This window comes from Anaerorhabdus sp., assembly GCF_036637135.1.
GTDB lineage: Bacteria > Bacillota_I > Bacilli_A > Erysipelotrichales > Erysipelotrichaceae > Anaerorhabdus.
Genome location: NZ_JAVWNC010000035.1, coordinates 1 through 23,156 on the forward strand (window position 1 = coordinate 1; position 23,156 = coordinate 23,156).

The window sequence follows — 23,156 nt, forward strand, 5'->3', positions numbered from 1 at the left end:
GAAAAGGTTTAGTCAAATGACTAAACCTCGTGTTGGTTTGCTACTTCTTTTTTGTATTCTTCTAATTCTTGATCATTGCAATAAATGTAATGACCAGGTTTGATTTCTTTCATTGAAGGCTTATCCTGTTCATAATTATGAGATTCAGGTTCATAATCATGACGTACCCTTACTTTTTCACTTCTAGGGTCAGGTTTTGGAATTGCAGATAGTAGAGATTTTGTATATGGGTGCAATGCATTTACATACAATTCTTCTGCTGGTGCAAGTTCAACAATTTTACCTTTGTGCATAACTGCAATACGGTCAGAAATATAACGAACCATTGACAAGTCATGAGCAATGAATAAATAAGTTAAACCCAATTCACCTTGAAGTTCTTTTAATAAGTTAACTACTTGAGATTGAATTGAAACGTCTAGTGCTGAGATAGGTTCATCACAAATTACAAGTTTTGGATTTGTAATAAGTGCACGAGCAATTCCAATACGTTGACGTTGTCCACCAGAGAATTCATGAGGATAACGTCCAGCATGTTCTCTGTTCAATCCTACTTTTTCAAGGATTGTATAAACAAGTTCATCTCGTTCTTCTTTTGTTTTAGCAATTTTATGGATATCAATTCCTTCAGCGATAATATCTTTAACACTCATACGAGGATTTAAACAAGCCATAGGGTCTTGGAAAATCATTTGCATATTACGTGTTACAAAAGCTTTCTCTTCTTTAGAAATCTTACCAGTTATCTTCTTACCATCAAACAACACGTCACCATCAGTGATGTTATACAATCTTATAATTGAACGACCAATCGTTGTCTTACCAGATCCTGATTCTCCAACAAGACCAAATGTTTCACCTTGATATATTTCGAATGAAACATCATCAACAGCTTTCACTACATTTTTCTTGTCTAGTTTAAAATATTGCTTAATGTGATCGACTTTTAATAATACATTCTTTTCCATTTTAAACTATCCTTTCTTCAGCATACTATCAATGCGTTGTTGAATTTGAATTGGCTTTTCAACTTTTGGCGCATATGGATGTAATAACCATGTAGCAGCATAATGTGTTTTGCTTACATTGAAGTAAGGAGGTTCAAACATGAAGTCAACCTTCATGGAATATTCACTTCTTAATGCAAATGCATCACCCTTTGGTGGGTTAATCATTTGAGGTGGAGCACCTGGAATTGCATATAATTTGTGTTCCTTAGATTGGAACGCAGGGATTGAAGCTAATAAGCCCCAAGTATATGGATGTTGAGGATTGTAATAAACTTCATCTACAAGTCCTGCTTCAACAACTTTTCCTGCATACATAACAGCAACACGGTCACTCATGTTAGCAACTACCCCTAAGTCATGGGTAATGAAGATAACAGATACACCTAATTTAGTTTGAAGATCTTTAATTAATTCTAGAATTTGTGCTTGAGTAGTAACATCAAGTGCTGTTGTAGGCTCATCACAAATTAAGATTTTTGGATTACATGACAATGCAATTGCGATTACAATACGTTGTCTCATACCACCAGAGAATTGATGAGGATATTGTTTATAACGCTTTTCAGGGCTATCAATTCCTACCATTGTGATTAATTCAATTGCTCTAGCTTTAGCTTGTTCTTTGCTCATGTGTAAGTTTTGGATTAATGATTCTGTAATTTGACGTCCAATTGTCATAACTGGGTCAAGAGAAGTCATTGGATCTTGGAATACCATGGCAATGTCTTTACCTCTAAATTTAGCCATTTCGTTTTCATGAAGTTTTAATAAATTAGTGCCTTTATATTCAACTTCACCACTTTCGATAACAGCATTATCAGCAAGTAATCCCATGATTGTTTTTGAAGTAACTGATTTACCACAACCAGATTCACCAACAATCGCAAGGGTTTCACCTTCATATAATTCTAAATCAATACCACGAACAGCTTTAACTAAACCGTTATGAGTTTTAAATGAAACACGAAGGTTTTTAATATTGAGTACTCTTTGCTTTTCCATATTAATTCCCTCCTAATTTCCACGCATACGTGGATCAAGTGAATCACGTAATCCATTTGCGAGTAAGTTAATTGATAACATTAAGATTGATAGAACAACACATGGAATGATTAGTTGGTATACATAAGTCATTGCCCCATAAGTTGTACCTAGAGCATTATCAATCATTGTACCTAATGAAGGTGTCTTAACATTCATACCAATACCAATAAATGCTAGGAATGCTTCATAGAAGATTGCATTTGGAATTGAGAATGATGCCATAACAACGATTTGTGCAACTACGTTAGGAATCAAATGCTTCATAATTAATCTGAATGGACTTGCACCTAATGTTCTTGCAGCTAGTACGAATTCTTGATCTCTTAAACGTAAGAATTGAGCACGAACCATACGAGCAACACCTATCCAACCGGTAAGGGCAATCGCAATGGCTATAGGAACAATTCCTGGTTCAAGGAACATGAATAGAATAAATAAAATAACGATAGATGGTATACCATATAAAATTTCAGTAATACGCATCATAATGTCATCGAGTCGTGTACCACCGTAGAAACCAGCAATACCTCCATAAATAACACCAATAAGAACATCAATTAACGCAGCATAGAAACCGATTAATAACGAAATACGAGCTCCATACCATAAACGTGTCCAAATATCACGACCAATTTGGTCAGTACCAAAATAGAAATATTGGTTATCTAAACCTTTAATCTTGTAAGTAAATTCTTTGATTTTAACATATTCAACACCATCACGAGTATACTTATCAATAACCTTATATTCATCAGGTTGATAATCAGTCGCTAGACGAGCTTCTGTTGTTTCCTTAATTAAAGTACCATCCATGAACCCAATGTTCTCAAGAACAGGAACTCTAGGTGGTAATTGCGTAACTTGTGTTTGATTCTTACTTACTGCCTTATTTAAATCATAAGGTGAAGTCATTGGTGCAACTATTGCCATTAATACCATTAATACAATAACAATCATTGATCCAACTGCGAATTTATTTTGTAACAATCTTAAGAAAGCATCTTTCCAGAATGTTAATGGTTTTTTCATTAAACCTTCAGCATCTCCAAGATTTGCTTTTTCAAAGACGAAATCTTCTTTTTTAACTTCTACTTCTTGAATTGTATTGTTTTCAACAACTTGATTTTTATTTTTATTTAGCCAACTCATTTTTTGTCACCTCCACTTAAGCGGATTCTTGGATCGATAACTCCATATAATAAATCTACTATTAGCATAGTAACAACGAACATTAAGCTATACAGTAATTCTGATGCTAGTGTTACAAATGTATCCTTAACATTGATTGATTTAATTGTAAGCTGACTTAATCCTGGAACTCCGAAGAATTTTTCAACAACAATACTACCTGTCATTAACGAAACAACCATAGGTCCCATAATAGTAATAATAGGTACTAAAGCATTTCTAAATGCATGTCGTGTAAATACTTGACGTTTATTTAATCCTTTAGCACGAGCTAATAAAATATAATCTGTGTTATATACTTCTACTAGTTCTGTACGCATATATCTTGAAATACTTGCGATAACACCAAACGAAAGTGAAATAACTGGTAATGTTAACGAAACAAGTTCATCAATTGCAGTTACACCTTTAATTGGGTCAGCTTTCGTGAATACCAACGGTATAAACGAGAAATAATCTTGACGCAAGATCAATAAAACCATCGCGACAACGAATGCCGGCACTGATACCCCGACAACGGCTATAATCGTGTTGAAATAATCCCAGAACCGATTTCGATTTAAAGCCGCTAAAGCTCCTAAGAAAATTCCGATTGCTGATCCTACAAATAATGAAATTACTCCTAGTTTAATTGTGATTGCTAGTGGTTCTGCAACCATATCTTTAACTGGGTAATTTTTAATCATTACGATTGATTCCCCTAAATCTCCTTGTAACACATTAGAAAGATACATACCATATTGCGTTAATATTGGTTTGTCTAATCCGTATTTCTCTTCTAATTGAGCACGTAAAGTAGGAGTAATTTTTGGGTTACTAAATGGTGATCCTGGAGTAATCTTTAATAATAAGAACAAAATTGTCATTATTAAAAAGAGTGTTATCAACATTTGCCCAATTCTTTTTAGTACATACTTGAACATTTTACTTCCCTCTCTATCTTATATATTTCTTAATTTACTAATGTCTATTATCATATTCTACAATAATAGAGATTAGTAAACAAGAAAAAATCATAGAAAAGAGCGCTACACGCGTGCAGCGCTCTTTAATAAACATAGTTATTCTTATTTCTTAGAAATACCAAGTTCTTCCATACCAGCTTCCCAGTATTTTAGAGCTTCTTCAGTATTGTAGTGCATATATCCTTCACCACGAGCTGCTTCATATGGTTCACCCTCAAAAGTTGAGAAGTTAGCAGGTACGAAGTAGTCAGAAGGGATGCTTCCATTCTTATCTAATTCATAAGCAATAAATGCTTTATCAAATGCTAATGCTAATGCTTTACGAACATTTAAGTTATCAAGTAATGGGTTTCCACCATTTTCTTGGTCATATTCTTCAACAACGCCATTTGCATTTCCAACATTTATCATGAAGTAGAATGTAGATGCTTCTGTGAATGAGAAAGTACGTGGATCATCTTTAAATTGTTCAACGAATTCACCACTTAATCCAACACGGTCGATAGCTCCGTCATTGAATAATGCAACACCTGTAGCTGGATCGTATTGTTCGATTACACGGTAAGTTACACCTGGAATCTTAACAACGTCAGCATCCCAGTAGTTATCATTCTTAGTCCAAATAACTTCACTTGAATGATCCCATTTGCTTAAGTAGAAAGGTCCATTACTTAAGAATGTATCAAGAGTAGTACCATAAGTAGCACCCTTTTCTTCAGCGAATTCAGCTGGAACTGGTAAGAAAGTTCCAAATGTCATTAATGATTCAAAATAAGGAACATTTTCTGAAACTGTAACTGTTAATGTTTTGTCATCAACTGCTTTGTATTCAGTGATTTTTGCGATGTCTTTCATGAATTTGTATTGTGCAACAGAATCTTCTGCAAATACACGGTCCCAAGCGTAAACGAAATCGTTTGCAGTAACAGGACGTACAACTTGACCTTTTGAATCGATCCAGTTTGCATCATCACGTAAATTGAAAGTCCAAGTCATTGTAGCTTCATCAAAATTCCATTCGTTAGCAACACCTTCGATAGCAGAACCTTCTGCTTCACCTGGGATTAATAATCCTTCAGCTAGGTTTCCTAAGTTAAGGAATGATACAGCATCAGTTGCAAGCATTGCATCTAATGATGGTAGTTTTTCTGTTTCAAGTAAGTTGATTGTAGTACCGTCAGCTTTTGTAGCCCATTTGTAACTATAATCAAATCCGATTGAGTGTTTGATAATTCCTTTTACATCTGGGTTTTGAACCATAGTTCCACCACGTTGGTAAACTGGAATTAATACTCCATCTTCAAGTAATACTTTTTCTGCAGCTTGTAAATCAGCAAATGCTGTAGCAGGATCTTTATCAGCTCCATTTACTAAATTTGTGTATTCTTCACTTGCGTAACCAATTTCATTGTATTCACTGCCGATCTTCCACATGTCTAAGAATGTAGTAGGCCATGCATAGTCAGGAGACCATCCTGAGAATGAAATTTCGAAATCCCCTTCAGTACATTTTTGTAATTTTTCAGCAAAAGGAAGTGTATCGATTACGAATTCTACTGGATAATCTCCAAATAATTCTTCCCATTGTTGAACAACGTATTCCATAAGTACTGTAGCAGTTTTGCTTTCGTAGTTAAGGACACGAATTGTGTAAGTCTCGTTACTTGATGTTCCGCCGTTGTCAGCTGGTTTGCTTGAACAAGCAGCAGTACTTAGCACTAGACCTAATGTAAGTAATGCTAAAACTAACTTTTTCATTTCTTTCCCTCCGTCAAATCAATACATAGATTTGTTACTATATTTTAATGTATTTACAAGTCAAAAGTCAACAAAAGATGAAATATTTTTCACAAATTATTTATGAAACTTTTTACATTTTTCACAATTCTTTCATTTTTACATTTAATATTTCACATATACATCAAATGATATACACATTCTAATGTGCTAAAATGGTAAATATAACAATGGAGGAAGACAACATGAAAGAACTTACAAAAATAGCTTTAGCTTCTTCCTTAAAGAAAATGTTGAATTACAAAACACTTGATAATATCACCGTAACTGACATTGCGGAAGATTGTGAAGTTAACCGTCAAACCTTTTATTATCACTTTCAAGATATTTATGCCTTGCTTGATTGGATCTTTATCAGTGAAACCAAAGCCGCAATACAATCTGAAGTCAATTATGCGAATTGGTCCAAATGTCTAGAAAATGTATTCGCTTATATGCTCGAAAACAAAAACTTCTTCATTAATGTATACCACTCTGTTAGTAGAGAAGTTATTGAACGTTATCTCTATGACATACAAAATCATTATTTAGATATAGTTATAAGTGAATTAGACCAAGATAAAATTTTATCTATCGAGGATAAACGATTTATTGAACGCTTCATTGCCTACGCCATAGTTGGAACAATCCTTGAATGGATTAAGAATGGTATGCAAACCGATTACCACCTTATTACTAAACGGATACAAAGAATTATGTCCGGTGATATTCTAAAATACATGGTTTGATATACAAATGAGGAACTTTGTCTAAATATTAGACATCGTTCTTTTTTTGTATATTTTTTATCCTTCCTTAACGAACTATGATGGTTTCATAAACAAGGAGGAATTATTTATGTATTATTCAAATGGAAATTATGAAGCATTCGCAAAACCACAAAAACCAAAAGATGTAGATTTAAAATCTGCTTACTTTGTAGGTAGTGGCCTTGCATCTCTTGCAGGTGCTTGTTTCTTAGTTCGTGATGGTCAAATGAAAGGCGAGAACATTCATATCTTTGAGGAATTAAACATCGCTGGTGGAGCTTGTGATGGGATAAATGACCCCAACAAAGGATTCATTATACGTGGTGGTAGAGAAATGGAAGATCATTTTGAATGTCTATGGGATTTATTTCGTTCCATCCCTTCTCTTGATACACCTGATGCATCAGTACTTGATGAGTTTTATTGGCTTAATAAGAAAGATCCAAATTATTCCTTATGTCGAGCTACCCTCAAACAAGGTGAAGATGCAAAAACAAACAACAAATTCAATTTGTCACAAAAAGGTTCAATGGAAATCACAAAATTATTCATGACTAAAGATGAAGACTTATATGATAAAACAATTGATGATGTTTTTGATGAAGAATTTTATAAATCCAATTTTTGGTTGTATTGGCAAACAATGTTTGCATTTGAAAAATGGCATAGTGCATTAGAAATGAAACTATACATTCAACGTTTTATTCATCATATTGGGGGATTACCTGATTTCTCTGCACTTAAATTTACAAAGTATAACCAATATGAATCCTTAATCTTACCCATGATGAAATATCTAGAAGCTCACCATGTTAACTTTATATACAACACAAAAGTAATCGATGTACAATTTGAAACTAAACAAAATAGTAAACGCGCAAAACAAATTATCATTGAACAAAATAACCAATTAAGCCAAATTGATTTATTAGATACAGATCTTATCTTTATTACTAATGGTAGTTGCACAGAAAACTCTTCCCTTGGAAATGATGAACATGCCCCTGTATTAAATACTCAGCCTGGTGGATGTTGGGAATTATGGAAAAAGATTGCGCAACAAGACCCTTCATTTGGACATCCAGAAAAATATTGTACTGATATTGAAAAAACAAATTGGGAATCCGCAACAATCACACTTAATGACAACACAATTACGCCTTATATAGAAAAGATATGTAAACGTGATCCTCATAGTGGTAAAGTTGTAACTGGTGGTATAGTTACTGTCAAGGATTCAAGTTGGTTGTGTAGTTGGACTATCAATCGTCAACCTCATTTTAAATCGCAACCCGATAATAAAATTGTAATATGGTTCTATGGTTTATACACGAATGTTCCAGGTGATTACATGAAGAAGCCAATGAAGGAATGTACTGGTAGAGAAATTACAATGGAGTGGCTATACCATTTAGGTGTACCTACAGACCGTATTAGTGAATATGCAAAGAATACAACATGTATACCTTGTATGATGCCTTATATTACCGCATTCTTCATGCCCCGTACTAAAGGTGATAGACCATATGTAGTTCCAGAGGGTGCAATCAATTTTGCATTCATTGGTCAATTTGCCGAAACAACACGAGATTGCGTATTCACGACAGAATACTCTGTAAGAACTGCAATGGAAGCTGTATATACATTGCTTAATATAGATAGAGGTGTTCCTGAAGTATTTGCATCTTGTTATGATGTACGTTATCTATTAGATGCAACATCTAAAATGATGGATGGCGAAAAAATTACAAGTTTAAAAATGCCTCCTATTTTGAGATTAGTAGAGAAAAAAGCTTTCAAGAAAATACAAGGAACAATCATTGAAGAATTACTTGAACGTTATAAACTTTTATAATGACAAACAAGTGAATATTAAATAATTAATCTTTTCTTACTTCGTTGATGTTCATTAAATCATATAAAATAAAAATGATCTTACACACTATTGTGAAAGGTCATTTTTAAATGTAATCTCAATTCTATTGGATGATAAATCTTGTTTTAAATTCTCAACGTTATTCATCGTCCCTAATTTTGTATAGGAATAACTATTTTGAAATGATTCATAAAATAAAACTAAACAATTATTCCCATATAACATAAAATCACCTGTTTCAATATTTCCCGGACGATATACTTGAATAGGAAGTGCCGCATCTAAATAGAAGTACTTTTCATTTTGATTTAAATCATCCATTTGAATTGTTAACGGAAGTAACTCAACAAACTTTTTTGAAGTATCATTATCTTCCAAAGAAATTTCATATATGTTCCCATTGATTGTCGCACTGATTTTCATCTCTATTACCTTGTTATCATCTTTAAGATCATTGTTCATCTTTTCTGTATCCGTATTTACAGTATTATTATTTATACAACTTACTAACAGGAAACAACAAACAAGAATGAATATGATTTTAAAAGAGTTGCGAATCATATTCCTTTTCCTAGAGCATATGATTCCTCTAGATAATGTTGGTGTTGTTTAATATCTCCAATATCTGTAACACCGATTGCTTTTACTACTCCTTTAAGAGATGATTTTTCATAACATTCCACCCAACCTTTTAAACCTTGAATTGCATAATCCATTGCGGTATCCTCTTCCTCAGCTGCAGACGCTAGGAAATAAATATCCCTAAACTTATATTCCTTTGGAAACATTGCATTCATACGATCTAATAATGTTTTCATTTGACCACTCATTTCATAGTAATAAATTGGTGTTGCGAACACAACAACATCACTATTTAACACAGCATCTTCTATTGCATTCACATCATCTTTGATAGCGCAGAAACCATTATTTTGACATGTTAAACAGCCTTTGCAAAAATGAATCGTTTTATCAATTAAACTAATCATCTTTACATCATGTCCTGCATCTTTTGCACCTTTGTAAAATTCATTTGCTAGTAACTCAGAATTACCATTCTTTCTTAATGTTGTTGAAATAATACATACTTTCTTAGTCATATACGTTCTCCTTTTACATCTTTAGTATAGTTGACCTTCAAAAATCATTCCAATACTTATTACACATGGTCAAGCATACATAAAAAGCATATGTACAATCCCACTTATAACAAGTAAAATATAGACAATATAACGAGGTAAAAAAATGAAATATAAAAATTTTATTTGGGATTTTGATGGAACTTTATTCGATAGTTATCCTGCAATGATTGAATCATTCATGCTTGCTTTAAAAGAAGAAAATATTGAAGAGAATCCTCAAACAATTGAAAGACTAATGAAAGTATCTGTATCCACAGTGATTGAATATATTCACAAGAAATATGAATGCTCTACTGAATTTGTTAATCGCTTTAATGAAATAAGAAAACAGATTGAGATAGATATGTGTATTCCTTATGTAGATGCAATAGAAACATGTCAAAGAATTGTAGATGAAGGTGGTAGAAATTTTATTTTTACACATCGTGGTAACTCAACAATTGAATTACTAGAAAGACATAACATGGGATATTTATTTACTGAATGTATTACAAAAGAAAATGGATTTGAAAGAAAACCAAATCCAGAGGGTATAACCTATTTAGTAAGTAAATATAATTTAGATAAGGAAGACACCATCATGATTGGAGATCGTGAACTAGATATCCAAGCTGGTGTACAAGCAAAAATAAAAACCTGTTATTTCAACAATGAAAATAAGCCTGCAATAGATTATGCTACTTTGACAATCTCGACGTTGAATGACTTATTAACTAGTGACCTGATAAAACAATAGTTTATATCCGTTCTATAAGAAAAAAGAGCTAATGCTCTTTTTCTAAATTGAATTGCCATCCAACACCAAACTTATCTGTTACAAAACCATATAATCCACTAAAGAATGTTTCACCTAATGGCATGATTATAAATCCATCTTGAGCTAACTTATTAAACCAATTCGTTAGTTTTTTTTCATCTTTTGAATTAATGAGAATGCTTAAGTTATTTCCTACTATATATTCCATTCCTGGCATGGTATCAGAGAATCTTAATTGGCTTCCTTCTACCGTGATATTTGCATGAATTACTCTTTCCTTAACTTCATCTGACATTGGAAACCCTGGATTACTTGGCATTTCTTTAAATTTCGTGATTGTTGCATCTACATCAAAAATAGTTGCATAATAGTTCACTGCTTCAAGACAATTTCCATCAAAATTAAAATATACATCTACACTCATTTTTTTATCTTCTCTTTCTTTTTTAAACCTACTTGTATCCAATTAATTGCATAAGGTGAGGTACAACCTTTAGCTACTTTCATCTCTTTATAAACTCCTAATTTCTCACCAATATTTAAACACTCATCAGTATATTTAGGATAGTTTATTCCTATTTCACATAGTGCTCTATTCATTGTTTCTTGTTTCTTTGGTGTTGCATTTTGTAGTTCTTTACTAATTATCGTTAAATAGTTTTCGATTGTTTGATCATCTACATTTATCTTAAGCAATGACTTAACAACTAAATACCATCCTCCGCGACCTAAAATATCTTGTGTACTTTGAATCCATTCATTCTTATAAATATCATAATCTTCACGCTGGAATACAACATAATCAACATATTCATCCATGAGATAACAGAAATTAATTTCATTCGCAATCTTTTCGATTTCTTTTTGATTCATCTCATTTGAATCCATAATCATCACAGCTAACATCTTTGCATCTAAGTTATTCTCATTCCACAACGAAATAGCGAGTTGATGATCTTTACCTATTTCAATCGCAAGCTTTCTTAAAACTGTCATGGGTACCCCATACTGAGGTAATGAATTCCCATTTCTTTCATTAACCTTAATTCTCGTTGGATTAGACTGCATTTGTAAGTAATTTAATATTTCTTCCTTTGTTTTCATCCAGTCACCTTCATTCATCTTCTAGTTTATTTATAGCATGTCGATTTCAGACCTACAACAAATATGATTTAAGAAAAAAAGAAGATTTCTCTTCTATTTTTTATTTAATAAATAGTATTGTTTAATACAACTAAACGTTGTATCACTTAGTACATGTTCAATGCGACATGAATCTTGATATGCAGTCTCTTCATCAACGCCTAATCCCATCAAAACTTGTGCAATCATTTCATGACGTTCATATACCTTCTCAGCTACATCAATTCCTTTATCTGTTAATGTTATATATCCATTCCCATCAACATTGATATAACCATTTTCTCTAAATTTTTTCATTTGTTCACTTACAGATGGCTTAGAAAAGCCCATTTCATTTGCAATATCAATTGAACGAACATGTGTTTTCTTTTTATGCAATATCAAAATCGTTTCCAAATAGTTCTCTGCAGATTCTTGTATTTTCATATGGACCTCCAATGTTCTAACTTCTTTGAGTATAACATAAGAGAAATTCTTATTCAAACCACCTACTTATATCTATATGCTGCACCATAAACCGGTAATAAAATACTACCAAAGGTAAGGGTATATAGTAGTGACTTTAACACTGAGAATGAAAAAAGCTGGTATGCACTATATAGATAAACAAGAATCGGAGATACGATAAGCAAAAATGCACATCCTATGCATATAGCACTAATGATATATTGCCAATTGTTATTATTTAAAACTAACCCTGTCAAATGCATTTTAATCCCACCTCTTGCGTAGAAATTTAATTTGTATTGATCATAGTATACCGGTAGTTTAGCTTTTACAAAGAACGTAAAATAGCTTAAGAAGATAAATGATAATAGAACTATTGTTCTTAAATCATTTACCAAATCTGTTGGAATAAATTGATGCATATAGAGATAATAAAATTCAAATATTGCAACTAGAATTGAAACTAAGAAAAGTAAATTCCTTTTGTGCTGACGATTTTGTTGCTTTAGTGTATCTTCCGCAACGATTTGTAGTGAATTATTTAAAATAGTATCCACTTTTTCAATTTCTAGTTTTGCATCTTTTTCTATTCTTTCGCCTTGGTATAGTTCCGTTAGTGATATTTCTAGAACTGATGATATTGGACCTAATAAAGTGATATCGGGAAATGATAAACCTCTTTCCCATTTACTTACAGCCTTATCTGATACACCAATCTTTTCTGCAAGTTCTTTTTGAGTGATATTTCTTTCTTTTCTCAACTCTGTTAAAAATTTTCCAAATTTCTCATTATTTATTGTTTCCATCTGCTTCCTCCCTCTCTAAGCATAATCAATTTATTTTATTTTTCAATCGACTATCAGTAGAATAAGGATAACTTGCTCATTTATAGACAATACAATATACTATGCTTATCGAAAGGAGTGATGTTTTGTGAAATTGTATACATTAAACGCAGGGAGGATCTGTGTTAAATAATCCTCACAATCAAATGGAGGAAAATATGATTGAATTAAAAGAAATATGTTTTGATAATTTTTGGAATGTTATTGAACTCGATGTTTATGGTAACCAAAAGGATTTTGTTGCATCAAATGCTATATCAATAGCACAATCCTATGTTCAACCCGAGTATAGTCCTGAAGCAATTTATATCGATAATCAACTTGTTGGATTCACTATGACAGGTATTGATCGTGATGATCATGAATATTGGATTGCACGTTTAATGATTGATAAACAATTTCAAGGACATGGCTATGGTCGACAAGCTTTAGAGCATATCATCAATAAAATTAAGAAAGATACATCGAAACATTGTATCTATTTAGGAGTAGAACCTGAAAATCACATTGCTGTAAAATTTTATCAAGATTATGGTTTTGAATGTACAGGTCAAATTTGTGGTCATGAGCAAATTATGATTCTCAAATACTAAGCAATCTTCGGATTGCTTTTCATTTATATTGAATTAATTATGCTAATTTTTTCTTAAAATCATTCTCATTTTTTCAATTGCTTTCATTGAATCTTCTTAGAAAACTGATTAGAAAGAAGCTTTTCACATTTAACGCAATGAACGAGCAACTTTTTATTTACATCTCATTGTAGTTTCTTTCTTGCTGTAATAGAAAAGAGCCTTTCGGCTCTTTGATTAACGCATATAATAAGGTTTAACGTAAGCTGGAATTCCATTTTCCATGATAATTACTGGTTCACCTTGAATAAGTGGACGCATGTAATCGTATGCCTCAGGAGCAAGACCGCGGTAGTTTGGAAGAATCCATTCCGTTGGGAAATTCTTGACATGATTAGCTACATTGGAAGCATCAGTCGCAAAGAATTCAACATCATATTCAGTTATATCTTTACGTTTAACTCCAACCATTTTACCAGTGAATGCTTTATCCACTGATCTCATGTGTGCACTCATACCAAGTTTGAAACTCTCTTCAACATCCACTAATGATTGTTCAGAAGCATGACATCTTTGTGCAGTTGATAAATCTTGAACTTTACAACGAGAAGCTACCCCTGATTCAAGAATTAAATTTTTAAGTGCATTACCAGCTCCACCTAAGATTGCATGGCCAAAACCATCATTCTTTGCTTCACCCGCTGCAAGATAAGTTCCATCAGGGTAACGAACACCTTCAGAAACAACTACATAACATTTATTCTTTTCAAGAATACACTTCTTAACTTCAGCTAAGAATACTTCTTTGTTAAACGCTTGTTCTGGAAGAACTACCAAGTCAACAATTCCACTTAGGCAACTTGCTGCAGCAAGCCATCCAGCATCTCGACCCATTGTTTCAAGAACAAATACTTCTTGACGAGTATAAACATTAACATCTAACCAAGTTTGCATAGCTGTAGTCGCAATAAACTTAGCTGCAGATGCAAATCCTGGACAATGGTCAGTAACCATTAAGTCATTATCTACAGTTTTAGGACATCCTACAAAACGACGATTTATAATCTCTTTTGCTGCCGCATATTCACTTAATGCAGCAACCGTATCCATTGAATCATTTCCACCTATGTAGAATAATGTTTCAATGTCATATTTTTCCATAACTTGAAATAACTTTTCGAAATCTTGTACAGTTTCTCTTTTTAATTTATAACGGCATGAACCTAAAGCACTAGATGGAGTTTGACAAAGAATACGATTCTCGTTTTCACTCATGTGCGTTAAATCCACAAGTCTTTCACTCAAAATTCCTTCGATACCATTAAGTCCACCATAAACAGTATCATAAAATGGGTTTAATTGATTTGCTTTTACAATACCAGCTACTGTTGCATTAATAACTGATGAAGGTCCTCCTGATTGTGCTACTAAACAATTTGACATCTTAATTTCCTCCTAAATCCCAAAATCATTATACACTATAGATTAACCCTTTTATCAAGATTTGTTAAACCTTTCACGAAAACTCACTTAACTCTTCCCATTTTTGCATCAAATGATTTATCTCATTATGAATTTGATCAATTTCATCATCTAATACATTCATTTTCTCATAATCATGATAGTATTCTGGATCAAATCTAAGTTCTCTTTTCGATTCTAAAATTGCTTCTTTTTCACTAATTAAAACCTCTAACTTCGCAATCTCTCGTTTCGCATTAATCGGCTTAATCTTCGGTTTTTCTTCTTCCACATGAATTTTTGGAGTTTGCTTCACTTCTTCTTGTTTATTTCCATGATCCAAGTATTCTTCATATCCATAGGGATAGAAATGTGCACCTTTATCATCGAGTAATAATACTGAAGTCGCAATCTTCTTGATAAAATATCGATCATGAGACACAAAGAGAATTGTCCCTTCAAATCCATTAAGTGATTCTTCTAATGCTTCTTTTCCTTGTATATCTAAATGATTTGTCGGTTCATCCAAAACCAAGAAGTTTGAATGCTTAAGTAAGAGTTTTGCAAAAGATAATCTAACTTTTTCACCACCACTTAAAACATCTACTGTTTTAAATACTTCATCCGAACTGAATAAGAATTGTCCTAATACTGAACGTACTGTTGTTCGGTCTAAATCTGGATAATCATCCCAAAGTTCTTCTAATACTGTTTTATTTGTATTAAATTGTGCCAATTGTTGATCAAAATAACCAACATCGATTTGATGTCCTAATAAATAATTACCTGATAATGCAGGAATGATTCCCATTACTGTTTTTAAGAAAGTTGACTTACCTGTACCATTTGCACCTAATATTGCAATACGTTGCCCAGATAACACTTCTAAACTAATCTTGCTTAATGGTTGATCGTATCCAATTACTAAATCTTCAACTTCAAGAACTCGTTTACCACCTTTTGCATGTGGCGTAAAATGCGCGTGAAATGTTCTTGTATTTCCTTCTTGTGGCTTTTCGATTCGATCCATCCGATCTAAAAATTTAATTTTTGATTGAGCAAATGCTGCTTTATTCTTCTTATATCTAAATTTTTCTATTAATGTTTCTAATCTTTCAATTTCTTTTTGTTGACGAATATAAGCTTGTCCTTGTTTTTCATATTCAATTTTCTTTTGTTCAACATAGGATGAGTAGTTTCCAATATATTTACTCATTTCTCCATATTCAATTTCATAAACAACTTCAGCTAATTGGTCCAAGAAAGTTCTATCATGAGAAACAAGAACGACTGCTTTTTCGTATCGTTTTAAATATCCTTCAAGCCATTCAATTGTCTCTAAGTCTAAGTGGTTAGTGGGCTCATCCAGTAACAAAATATCAGGCTTACTCAACAACAACTTAACAAATGCAAGTCTTGTTCTTTGCCCTCCTGAGAAAGTTTCAATTAATCGGTTAAGCTCATCAGGTGCAAACCCAAACTTTGTAAAAACTTGAAGCAATTCAGACTGGTAATTATAACCATTCATATGCTCGAATTTTTCTTGTACTTGAGCAAATTTTTCTAGTATTTTTTCCGAATGATCTGTTGTCATTTTTTCGGTAATTTCATCTAATTCAGCTTTACAATCAAAGATGGGTTGAAACACAATGTTCATCTCTTCTTGAACTGTTCTTTTTTCATCACTAAAAGTTGTTTGTGCTAAATAACCTATTGAAATACCATTCATCTGATGAACAGTACCCCTGTCCAATTCAAGTTCGTGAGTAATACATTTCATTAGGGTTGATTTACCACAACCATTTCTTCCGACTATCGCAATCTTTTCGGTATTTTTTATTTCAAACTGGATGTCTTCGAAGACTGTTTGAGCTCCAAAGTATTTACATCCTTTATTTATTTGGTAAAGCATATCATTCTCCTATAGTTCAATATCTACAATATGTTTTGGTGCTCTTTTATCGACTGGAGGTAAAGTATTATAACTTGGTGCAATTGCTGTACATAAATATTCATGTGGGTGATTCGCAATTGGTAACATCGTATCCTCAAATTTAACATATTGCACAGGAAATATGTCGTCCTTCTTGAAGATAAATGGATGTAGTGGCGTTTTAAATGTCCATGTTAAGTCAAAACCAATATACTTAGACCCTTTATTTAAATTACCATAAAGTCTTGCATTCGACATAAACCAGCGCTTCAAGAAGACAGGATTAATATGAAGCATGTCGATGCCAATTAGAAATGGCATTAATATTTGATTCAATAAACGAAATGGTAAATCCACAAACTTATTGGTTGTACAATAATCATAAACAAACACATCAACAAACAAACCATCACTATCACTACAACGATTTGGCAATAATGTATTTACTTCTTTTAAATAAGTGTCTTTCTTTCTAATTTTCATTCCTGGAATTAAAACATTATATCGTTTATCAGTATCAAAACATTGAAAAGTGTATTGTTCAGGTAATTCTTTTTTTAAAACTTCAATGAAATGCATGTAATCATCTTTCATCATCGCAATATCTGCATCATCATCCCAAGGTATAAATCCTTCATGACGTACTGCACCTAATGCAGATCCCCCATTTAACCAATAAGGAATATTATTGCGCTTACATAGTTCATCAATGTCTTTTAACATGACTAATAAAACATCTTGTACATCCTTAACGGTTATTTCAGTCCCATCAGGTTTAGTTTTTAATACATATTTTTCCATAAAGCACCTCGCCTACTATTGTAATGCATAATCACTCTAAAATAAAGGTTGATTTCACCTTTGACTTTTTTGATTCATCCTTTTATGAGTCTTTGTTCATTGTATTTTTTCTTCATTCTTTGGTTTTCAAGAACTTTCTTTTATCATTAGAAAATACGATAAAAGCGATGCAATTGCATCGCTTTGTATTAGAAGTTTAAGTTTCTTGGTGTTCTTGCGAATGGGATAACGTCACGAATGTTTTGCATACCAGTAACATACATGATTAAGCGTTCAAATCCTAATCCAAATCCTGCATGTTTACATCCACCATAACGACGTAAGTCTAAATACCATTCCATACCCTTTTCATGTACACCCATTTCTTTCATTCTATCAAGAAGTACATCCATTCTTTCTTCACGTTGTGATCCACCAACAAGTTCACCAACTGATGGAACTAATAAGTCGCAAGCTGCTACAGTCTTGTTGTCATCGTTAACACGCATATAGAATGCTTTGATATCTTTTGGATAATCTGTTAAGAATACAGGTCCATTAACCACATGATCTGTAATATAACGTTCATGTTCAGTATTTAAATCAATGCCCCATTCTACCTTGTTTTCAAACTTAACATCAGCTTTTAATAAATGCTCAATTGCTTCTGTATAAGGCATACGAATAAATGTAGAAGTACGAACTTTTTCTAAACGTTCTAATAATGTTTTATCCACGAATTCATTAAAGAATTTCATTTCTTCTGGACAGTTTTCAAGAACATATTCAATACATGATTTAACCATATCTTCAATTAAATCCATATCGTCTAATAAGTCTGCGAAAGCCATTTCTGGTTCAATCATCCAAAATTCACTAGCATGAGTCGTCGTATTTGAGTTTTCCGCTCTAAATGTTGGACCGAATGTATAAACATCACGGAAAGCTAAGGCAAATGCTTCTGCATGAAGTTGCCCTGATACAGTTAAACTTGCATGTTTACCAAAGAAATCTTCATCATATTTATCATCTTTACGTGTCGTTACTGTAAATACTTCCCCAGCTCCTTCTGCATCATTTCCTGTAATTAGTGGTGCATGAACATAAACAAATCCTTGGTTTTGGAAGAATTCATGAATAGCCATCGCTAGCGCAGATCTTACTCTAAACACAGCACTAAAAGTATTAGTACGTGGGCGTAAGTGTCCAATTTCACGTAAGTATTCAAAAGAGTGACGTTTCTTTTGTAGCGGATATTCATTGTCACACGCACCTTCTAAAACAACCTCAGTTACTTGAATCTCAAATGGTTGTTTTGCTTCTGGTGTAAGAACAAATTTACCAGTTACTTGAACTGCAGTTCCTGTTAAGTATTTTGATATTGCATCAAAATCTTTTAACGTACTTGCATAAACAAGTTGGCAACTCTTAAAATAAGTACCATCATTCAATTCAATAAACCCGATAGATCCGTTATTACGATTTGTACGTACCCATCCTTCACATTGGACATATTCAATTTGGTCAATTTCCATTGTATCCCCAGATACAACAAGTTCGTAAAGCTCTCTTACTGTCATGAATGTTAACATATTTCTTCTCCTTTAGAATAAAAAAAACGTCCCTAAATGTAGGAACGTAATGTACACGTGGTGCCATCCTATTTCGTATAACTTGGTTATACCTTTTTACGTTAACGCCGTCTACGAGGTTGTCTACTCGGTTCTCCAACCTGGCTCAAAAACTGTTACGACATCTAATTCACTTTTTCTAGATCTCACCATTCTAGAATCTCTTTGAAAGTACCCTTAGAGCGCTTTTTTATCTTCGCCTAATCTTTAAATGAATTTGTTTCAAATACTAATTCTTGAATACTTGAAACAACATCAACTGTTTTAACTACAATATTCTCAGGAACTTGGAAGTGCTCATGAGTAAAATCTACTATACCAGTAATACCATAAGAAATCAAGAGGTCTACGGTTTCTTGAATATTCTTTGATATACATAAAATTGCGATTCTGCATCCCTCAGGAAGCTTGTCTTTTAATTCATTCATATCATATACAGGTACCGATGCACCTGTAACACTATTTGGATTCATATCAAATGCACATACAATTTCACCTACAACATTGTTCCAACGGTTGTAGTTTAGTAATGCTTTTCCTAAGTTTCCAGCTCCAACTAATATGATTTTTTCATCAAAACCTAACCCCAATTCATCACTGAATATTTGGATTAAATTACTTACATCATATCCAAAACCTTGTTTACCTAAATTTCCTAGAAAGGAAAAATCACGACGAATTGTAGTCGATTTAATCGCAACTTTTGCAGCTAAGTCTTTGGACATGATTCTTTGAATACCATCGTCTTGTAACTTACGCAAAGCTTTTAAGTAAATTGGATATCTTTGAAGTGTTGCTTTTGGTACATTTCTATTTTTTTCCATGATTTCATCACCAACTTTAATATAACATAAGAACCTACTTTGTGAAAGATTTATTTTTTTAACAATCGATTTCTTTACAAGGATTTGCACTGCAGTTTAGTTCACCAAATAGTTGATGACGATAAGCTACAGAACCTGCAGCACCCATCATTGCTGCATTATCAGTACAACACCAAAGTGGTGGTATTGTTAAATGAACATTTGCCATACTTCCAATACGCTCAGTCATTTTTTCACGTAGTCGTGAATTAGCTGCGACGCCTCCTGCAAGTACTACTTGTTTAGGTTGATATTTTTCAACTGCTTTTACTGTTTTATTTACTAATGTATCGAGTGCTGTCTCTTGGAAACAATATGCTAAATCCGCTGGTACAATTGTTTCACCTTTTTTCTCTTCTCTTTGAATTAATTGAAGCACAGCTGATTTCAATCCTGAGAATGAGAAATCTAATTCTTTTTCAGTTTTAGGTGTAGGAAGAGTATAATGAGCTTTTCCTTCTTTTGCAAGTTTGTCAATTGCGGGTCCTCCTGGATATGGTAACCCAAGAACTCTCGCTACTTTATCATATGCTTCTCCAATTGCATCATCTTGCGTAGTACCTAAAATATCAAAACTCCATTCATCTTTCATATAGACAAGCTCAGTATGACCACCTGATACAACTAATGCAAGTAATGGAAACATCAACTCATCGACAAACCCATTTGCATAAATATGCCCGATAATATGATGTAAAGGCACTAATGGTTTATTAAAAGCCCATGCTAAGGTTTTTGCAGCTTGAACACCCACATGTAAAGATCCTATTAATCCTGGCCCTTGTGTAAATGCTATTGCATCAACATCTTCCATTGAAACATTTGCTGTTTTTAATGCTTCATCTATGACCACGGAAATATTTTCAACATGAATTCGTGATGCCACTTCTGGAACCACCCCACCATATTTCTTATGCACATTTATTTGAGATGATACAACATTGGATAGAATTTCTTTTCCATCTTTTATGATTGAACAAGCAGTTTCATCACAACTGCTTTCAATTGCTAGTATAATTTGACTCATCAAAACCTCCTATTGCTTTCATCATGAGAAAAGCATCTTCATGGTTATCACTATAATAAGATTTTCGTATATTAATCGTAATATAACCATATTTTTCATATAATTTTTGGGCAGGTATATTGCTTACTCGAACTTCGAGTGAGCAGGTTTCACATCCCAACTTAGAAGATATCTCTTCAATTAATTCCATTAATTGTGAAGCATACCCTTTACCTTGCGCTTCTTTTGTGACACCAATTGTTGTGATTTGCGCTTGTTCATATAATGTCCAAAAACCACAATATCCCACAATACACTCATTTTCAAGTAGTACATAATAGTGGGCAAATTCGTTGTCTTCTAATTCATGTTTAAAGTCTTCAAAACCCCAAGGTAATGAAAACAATTCTTTTTCTAATTGCGTAACTCTTTCTAAGTCACTCTGAATCATGGCACGAATCATCTATTTCACCAAGTACTCATCAGATGATTTTAAATATTCAGGTACAAGACAATGAATATTTTCTACTTTTTCCCAATATGGTTTAAGTAGTAAGAAAGTATCTGCAAGATCTACATAGTTATCTTCTTTTCCAAGTAATGATCCATCGCCTAATACTTCTTCATCTGTAATTAATTCTTTAATTTCATCAATCGTATATGCAGCTGATGTTCCAATTTCTTTACCTTGATCAAATCTTGCAAAATAAGCTCTATTTCCCCTTGCATCCAACAATACACAACAATGATCATGATTACCACTATACAGTTGAAGTGTACTTAATGTGTAACATGGAATATCTTTAGTAGCACATAATACTTTTGCAATTGTCATTGCGATTCGAACCCCCGTGTAACTACCAGGTCCTGATGTAATCACAACTTGATCAATGTTATCTGGCTTAATATTCACCGCATCACATAACTCAATGAGTGCTGGGAAGATTGTTTCAGATTGTTGTTTAAAACATTCAGTCATTGTTTTATTAAGAATCTTATCATCTTGTATTAATGCTAATGTTAAATGCTTATGACTTGTATCCATACATAATGTAATCATATTTTTAACTCTCCTAAAAGTTGTTCATACGTTGCCCCATTTGACTTCAACGTAAACTCTCTTTGATCTTCATCTAAAAGTTTAATTTCTATTTCCAAATATTCATCTCCAATAATTTCTTGGATGTACATTGGCCATTCAATAACAGTAAGTCCATCACCTTGAATCATTTCTTCAAAACCTAAATCTTGATGTAAACCTTCTAATCGATATGCATCAAAATGATACAAATCCAATCTACCATGATAAATTTTGCATATAGTAAAAGTTGGACTGCTTACAGTTCTTGCAATGTCTAATCCTTTCGCAATCCCTTGCGTTAATGTTGTCTTTCCTGCACCCAAATCACCTGTTAGGGTATATACCATTTGCGGTTTCGCAAGTTGACCTAATTGAAAACCTAATTCTTTTGTTTCTTCTTTTGAATTCGTAATTACTTTTATTTCCATAATCTAACCTCGTATTTAATATTATAGCACAAAATGAAAAGCACTAATCTAGAAGTAGTGCTTTAAATTCAGGATGGCTGCCAAACCATTTAATTGCGAAACTGCATGAACAGATAGCCTTACGATTTGAATTTGTTAATTCATTCGCTACCATCAACATCATTTCACCCGCAACACCCTTTCCGCGTAAGGATTCATCTACAAAAGTGTGATTAATGTCCACCACTCCAGGCTTAACTTCAGGAAAAGAAATCTCTGCTAAAACCTTATCATCTCTACGAAGTTGAATGTGGTTATTGAACATTTCAAAGTGCATATCGTCACCTCCGACTTGTATAATAACTATAAGACAAAAGTTGTTTTTTTCCAACTATAACGCTTTCAATTTAATCAAAAAAGGAAATAAAAAAGGATATCCAAAGAAGGATATCCGAAGAA

25 protein-coding genes are annotated in these 23,156 nt (G+C 33.0%); 4 read left to right on the forward strand and 21 right to left on the reverse strand.

The genetic code is table 11. The annotated features are described in order from the left end of the window. Positions 1–20: 20 nt before the first annotated feature. The 5 genes from RR643_RS07515 to RR643_RS07535 all read right to left on the reverse strand — a co-directional run bounded on the left by RR643_RS07515 (position 21) and on the right by RR643_RS07535 (position 5,965). Complete coding sequence (locus RR643_RS07515) at positions 21–968, reverse strand: ABC transporter ATP-binding protein (protein ID WP_332482815.1); 948 nt, start codon at positions 966–968, stop codon at positions 21–23. 6 nt (positions 969–974) lie between these two features. Further along, positions 975–2,012 carry an ABC transporter ATP-binding protein gene (locus RR643_RS07520; protein WP_332469406.1) on the reverse strand — a complete coding sequence of 346 codons (1,038 nt, stop codon included), beginning with the start codon at positions 2,010–2,012 and terminating at the stop codon, positions 975–977. Positions 2,013–2,024: 12 nt separating this feature from the next. Then, positions 2,025–3,203, reverse strand: coding sequence for an ABC transporter permease (locus RR643_RS07525; RefSeq protein ID WP_332469407.1), 1,179 nt, complete (start codon positions 3,201–3,203; stop codon positions 2,025–2,027). Further along, the gene (locus tag RR643_RS07530) at positions 3,200–4,165 is read right to left on the reverse strand and encodes an ABC transporter permease (protein ID WP_332469408.1); all 966 of its coding nucleotides are present in this window, start codon (positions 4,163–4,165) and stop codon (positions 3,200–3,202) included. The genes RR643_RS07525 and RR643_RS07530 overlap by 4 nt, the downstream gene beginning before the upstream one ends. A gap of 144 nt (positions 4,166–4,309) precedes the next feature. After that, a complete protein-coding gene (locus RR643_RS07535; protein WP_332482816.1) occupies positions 4,310–5,965 on the reverse strand; it encodes an ABC transporter substrate-binding protein in 1,656 nt (551 codons plus the stop codon). Positions 5,966–6,189: 224 nt separating this feature from the next. On the opposite strand from RR643_RS07535, the gene RR643_RS07540 reads away from it, so the two are divergent. Both RR643_RS07540 and RR643_RS07545 read left to right on the forward strand, forming a co-directional pair. Beyond that, positions 6,190–6,732 carry a TetR-like C-terminal domain-containing protein gene (locus RR643_RS07540; protein WP_332469410.1) on the forward strand — a complete coding sequence of 181 codons (543 nt, stop codon included), beginning with the start codon at positions 6,190–6,192 and terminating at the stop codon, positions 6,730–6,732. A 109-nt stretch (positions 6,733–6,841) separates the two neighbouring features. Continuing rightward, entirely contained in the window at positions 6,842–8,608 is a 1,767-nt protein-coding gene (locus tag RR643_RS07545) for an oleate hydratase (RefSeq protein WP_332482817.1), read from the forward strand. An 87-nt stretch (positions 8,609–8,695) separates the two neighbouring features. On the opposite strand, the gene RR643_RS07550 is transcribed toward RR643_RS07545, so the two are convergent. Together RR643_RS07550 and RR643_RS07555 are read right to left on the reverse strand one after the other, a co-directional pair. After that, entirely contained in the window at positions 8,696–9,190 is a 495-nt protein-coding gene (locus tag RR643_RS07550) for a cyclophilin-like fold protein (RefSeq protein ID WP_332482818.1), read from the reverse strand. Continuing rightward, complete coding sequence (locus tag RR643_RS07555; protein ID WP_332482819.1) at positions 9,187–9,729, reverse strand: flavodoxin family protein; 543 nt, start codon at positions 9,727–9,729, stop codon at positions 9,187–9,189. Before RR643_RS07555 ends, RR643_RS07550 begins: the two co-directional genes overlap by 4 nt. Positions 9,730–9,874: 145 nt before the next feature. Here RR643_RS07555 and RR643_RS07560 point away from each other — a divergent pair, with 145 nt between their 5' ends. After that, a complete protein-coding gene (locus RR643_RS07560; protein ID WP_332482820.1) occupies positions 9,875–10,507 on the forward strand; it encodes an HAD-IA family hydrolase in 633 nt (210 codons plus the stop codon). A gap of 28 nt (positions 10,508–10,535) precedes the next feature. On the opposite strand, the gene RR643_RS07565 is transcribed toward RR643_RS07560, so the two are convergent. From RR643_RS07565 to RR643_RS07580, 4 genes are all read right to left on the reverse strand, one after another. Then, positions 10,536–10,952: a VOC family protein gene (locus RR643_RS07565; RefSeq protein ID WP_332482821.1), complete on the reverse strand. Its 417-nt coding sequence runs from the start codon at positions 10,950–10,952 to the stop codon at positions 10,536–10,538. Further along, the gene (locus RR643_RS07570) at positions 10,949–11,632 is read right to left on the reverse strand and encodes a DNA alkylation repair protein (RefSeq protein WP_332482822.1); all 684 of its coding nucleotides are present in this window, start codon (positions 11,630–11,632) and stop codon (positions 10,949–10,951) included. Before RR643_RS07570 ends, RR643_RS07565 begins: the two co-directional genes overlap by 4 nt. 93 nt (positions 11,633–11,725) lie before the next feature. Beyond that, a complete protein-coding gene (locus RR643_RS07575; protein WP_332469417.1) occupies positions 11,726–12,097 on the reverse strand; it encodes a metal-dependent transcriptional regulator in 372 nt (123 codons plus the stop codon). Positions 12,098–12,159: 62 nt separating this feature from the next. Continuing rightward, a complete protein-coding gene (locus RR643_RS07580; protein ID WP_332482823.1) occupies positions 12,160–12,924 on the reverse strand; it encodes a helix-turn-helix domain-containing protein in 765 nt (254 codons plus the stop codon). A 197-nt stretch (positions 12,925–13,121) separates the two neighbouring features. Between RR643_RS07580 and RR643_RS07585 the strand changes: the two genes are divergently transcribed. Further along, positions 13,122–13,556: a GNAT family N-acetyltransferase gene (locus RR643_RS07585; RefSeq protein WP_332482824.1), complete on the forward strand. Its 435-nt coding sequence runs from the start codon at positions 13,122–13,124 to the stop codon at positions 13,554–13,556. Positions 13,557–13,772: 216 nt separating this feature from the next. Here the strand turns inward: RR643_RS07585 and RR643_RS07590 are convergent, their stop codons facing one another. From RR643_RS07590 to RR643_RS07635, 10 genes are all read right to left on the reverse strand, one after another. Further along, positions 13,773–14,978: a diphosphate--fructose-6-phosphate 1-phosphotransferase gene (locus RR643_RS07590; protein WP_332482825.1), complete on the reverse strand. Its 1,206-nt coding sequence runs from the start codon at positions 14,976–14,978 to the stop codon at positions 13,773–13,775. Between the two features lie 73 nt (positions 14,979–15,051). Next, positions 15,052–16,908: an ABC-F family ATP-binding cassette domain-containing protein gene (locus RR643_RS07595; protein WP_332482826.1), complete on the reverse strand. Its 1,857-nt coding sequence runs from the start codon at positions 16,906–16,908 to the stop codon at positions 15,052–15,054. Between the two features lie 9 nt (positions 16,909–16,917). Continuing rightward, positions 16,918–17,730, reverse strand: a complete 813-nt coding sequence (locus RR643_RS07600) for a LicD family protein (RefSeq protein WP_332469422.1) — start codon at positions 17,728–17,730, stop codon at positions 16,918–16,920. Positions 17,731–17,918: 188 nt separating this feature from the next. Next, positions 17,919–19,301 carry an asparagine--tRNA ligase gene (gene asnS, locus RR643_RS07605; RefSeq protein ID WP_332469423.1) on the reverse strand — a complete coding sequence of 461 codons (1,383 nt, stop codon included), beginning with the start codon at positions 19,299–19,301 and terminating at the stop codon, positions 17,919–17,921. A 239-nt stretch (positions 19,302–19,540) separates the two neighbouring features. Beyond that, a complete protein-coding gene (locus tag RR643_RS07610) occupies positions 19,541–20,164 on the reverse strand; it encodes a redox-sensing transcriptional repressor Rex (RefSeq protein ID WP_332469424.1) in 624 nt (207 codons plus the stop codon). Between the two features lie 58 nt (positions 20,165–20,222). Next, positions 20,223–21,230 carry a tRNA (adenosine(37)-N6)-threonylcarbamoyltransferase complex transferase subunit TsaD gene (gene tsaD, locus RR643_RS07615; RefSeq protein WP_332469425.1) on the reverse strand — a complete coding sequence of 336 codons (1,008 nt, stop codon included), beginning with the start codon at positions 21,228–21,230 and terminating at the stop codon, positions 20,223–20,225. Beyond that, entirely contained in the window at positions 21,205–21,672 is a 468-nt protein-coding gene (gene rimI, locus RR643_RS07620) for a ribosomal protein S18-alanine N-acetyltransferase (RefSeq protein WP_332482827.1), read from the reverse strand. The genes tsaD and rimI overlap by 26 nt, the downstream gene beginning before the upstream one ends. Continuing rightward, entirely contained in the window at positions 21,673–22,269 is a 597-nt protein-coding gene (gene tsaB, locus RR643_RS07625) for a tRNA (adenosine(37)-N6)-threonylcarbamoyltransferase complex dimerization subunit type 1 TsaB (RefSeq protein ID WP_332482828.1), read from the reverse strand. Then, positions 22,266–22,718, reverse strand: coding sequence for a tRNA (adenosine(37)-N6)-threonylcarbamoyltransferase complex ATPase subunit type 1 TsaE (gene tsaE, locus RR643_RS07630; RefSeq protein ID WP_332472468.1), 453 nt, complete (start codon positions 22,716–22,718; stop codon positions 22,266–22,268). Before tsaE ends, tsaB begins: the two co-directional genes overlap by 4 nt. A gap of 43 nt (positions 22,719–22,761) precedes the next feature. Beyond that, on the reverse strand, positions 22,762–23,034 hold the full coding sequence (locus tag RR643_RS07635) for a GNAT family N-acetyltransferase (RefSeq protein ID WP_332469429.1): 273 nt from the start codon (positions 23,032–23,034) through the stop codon (positions 22,762–22,764). Between the last annotated feature and the right edge of the window lie 122 nt (positions 23,035–23,156).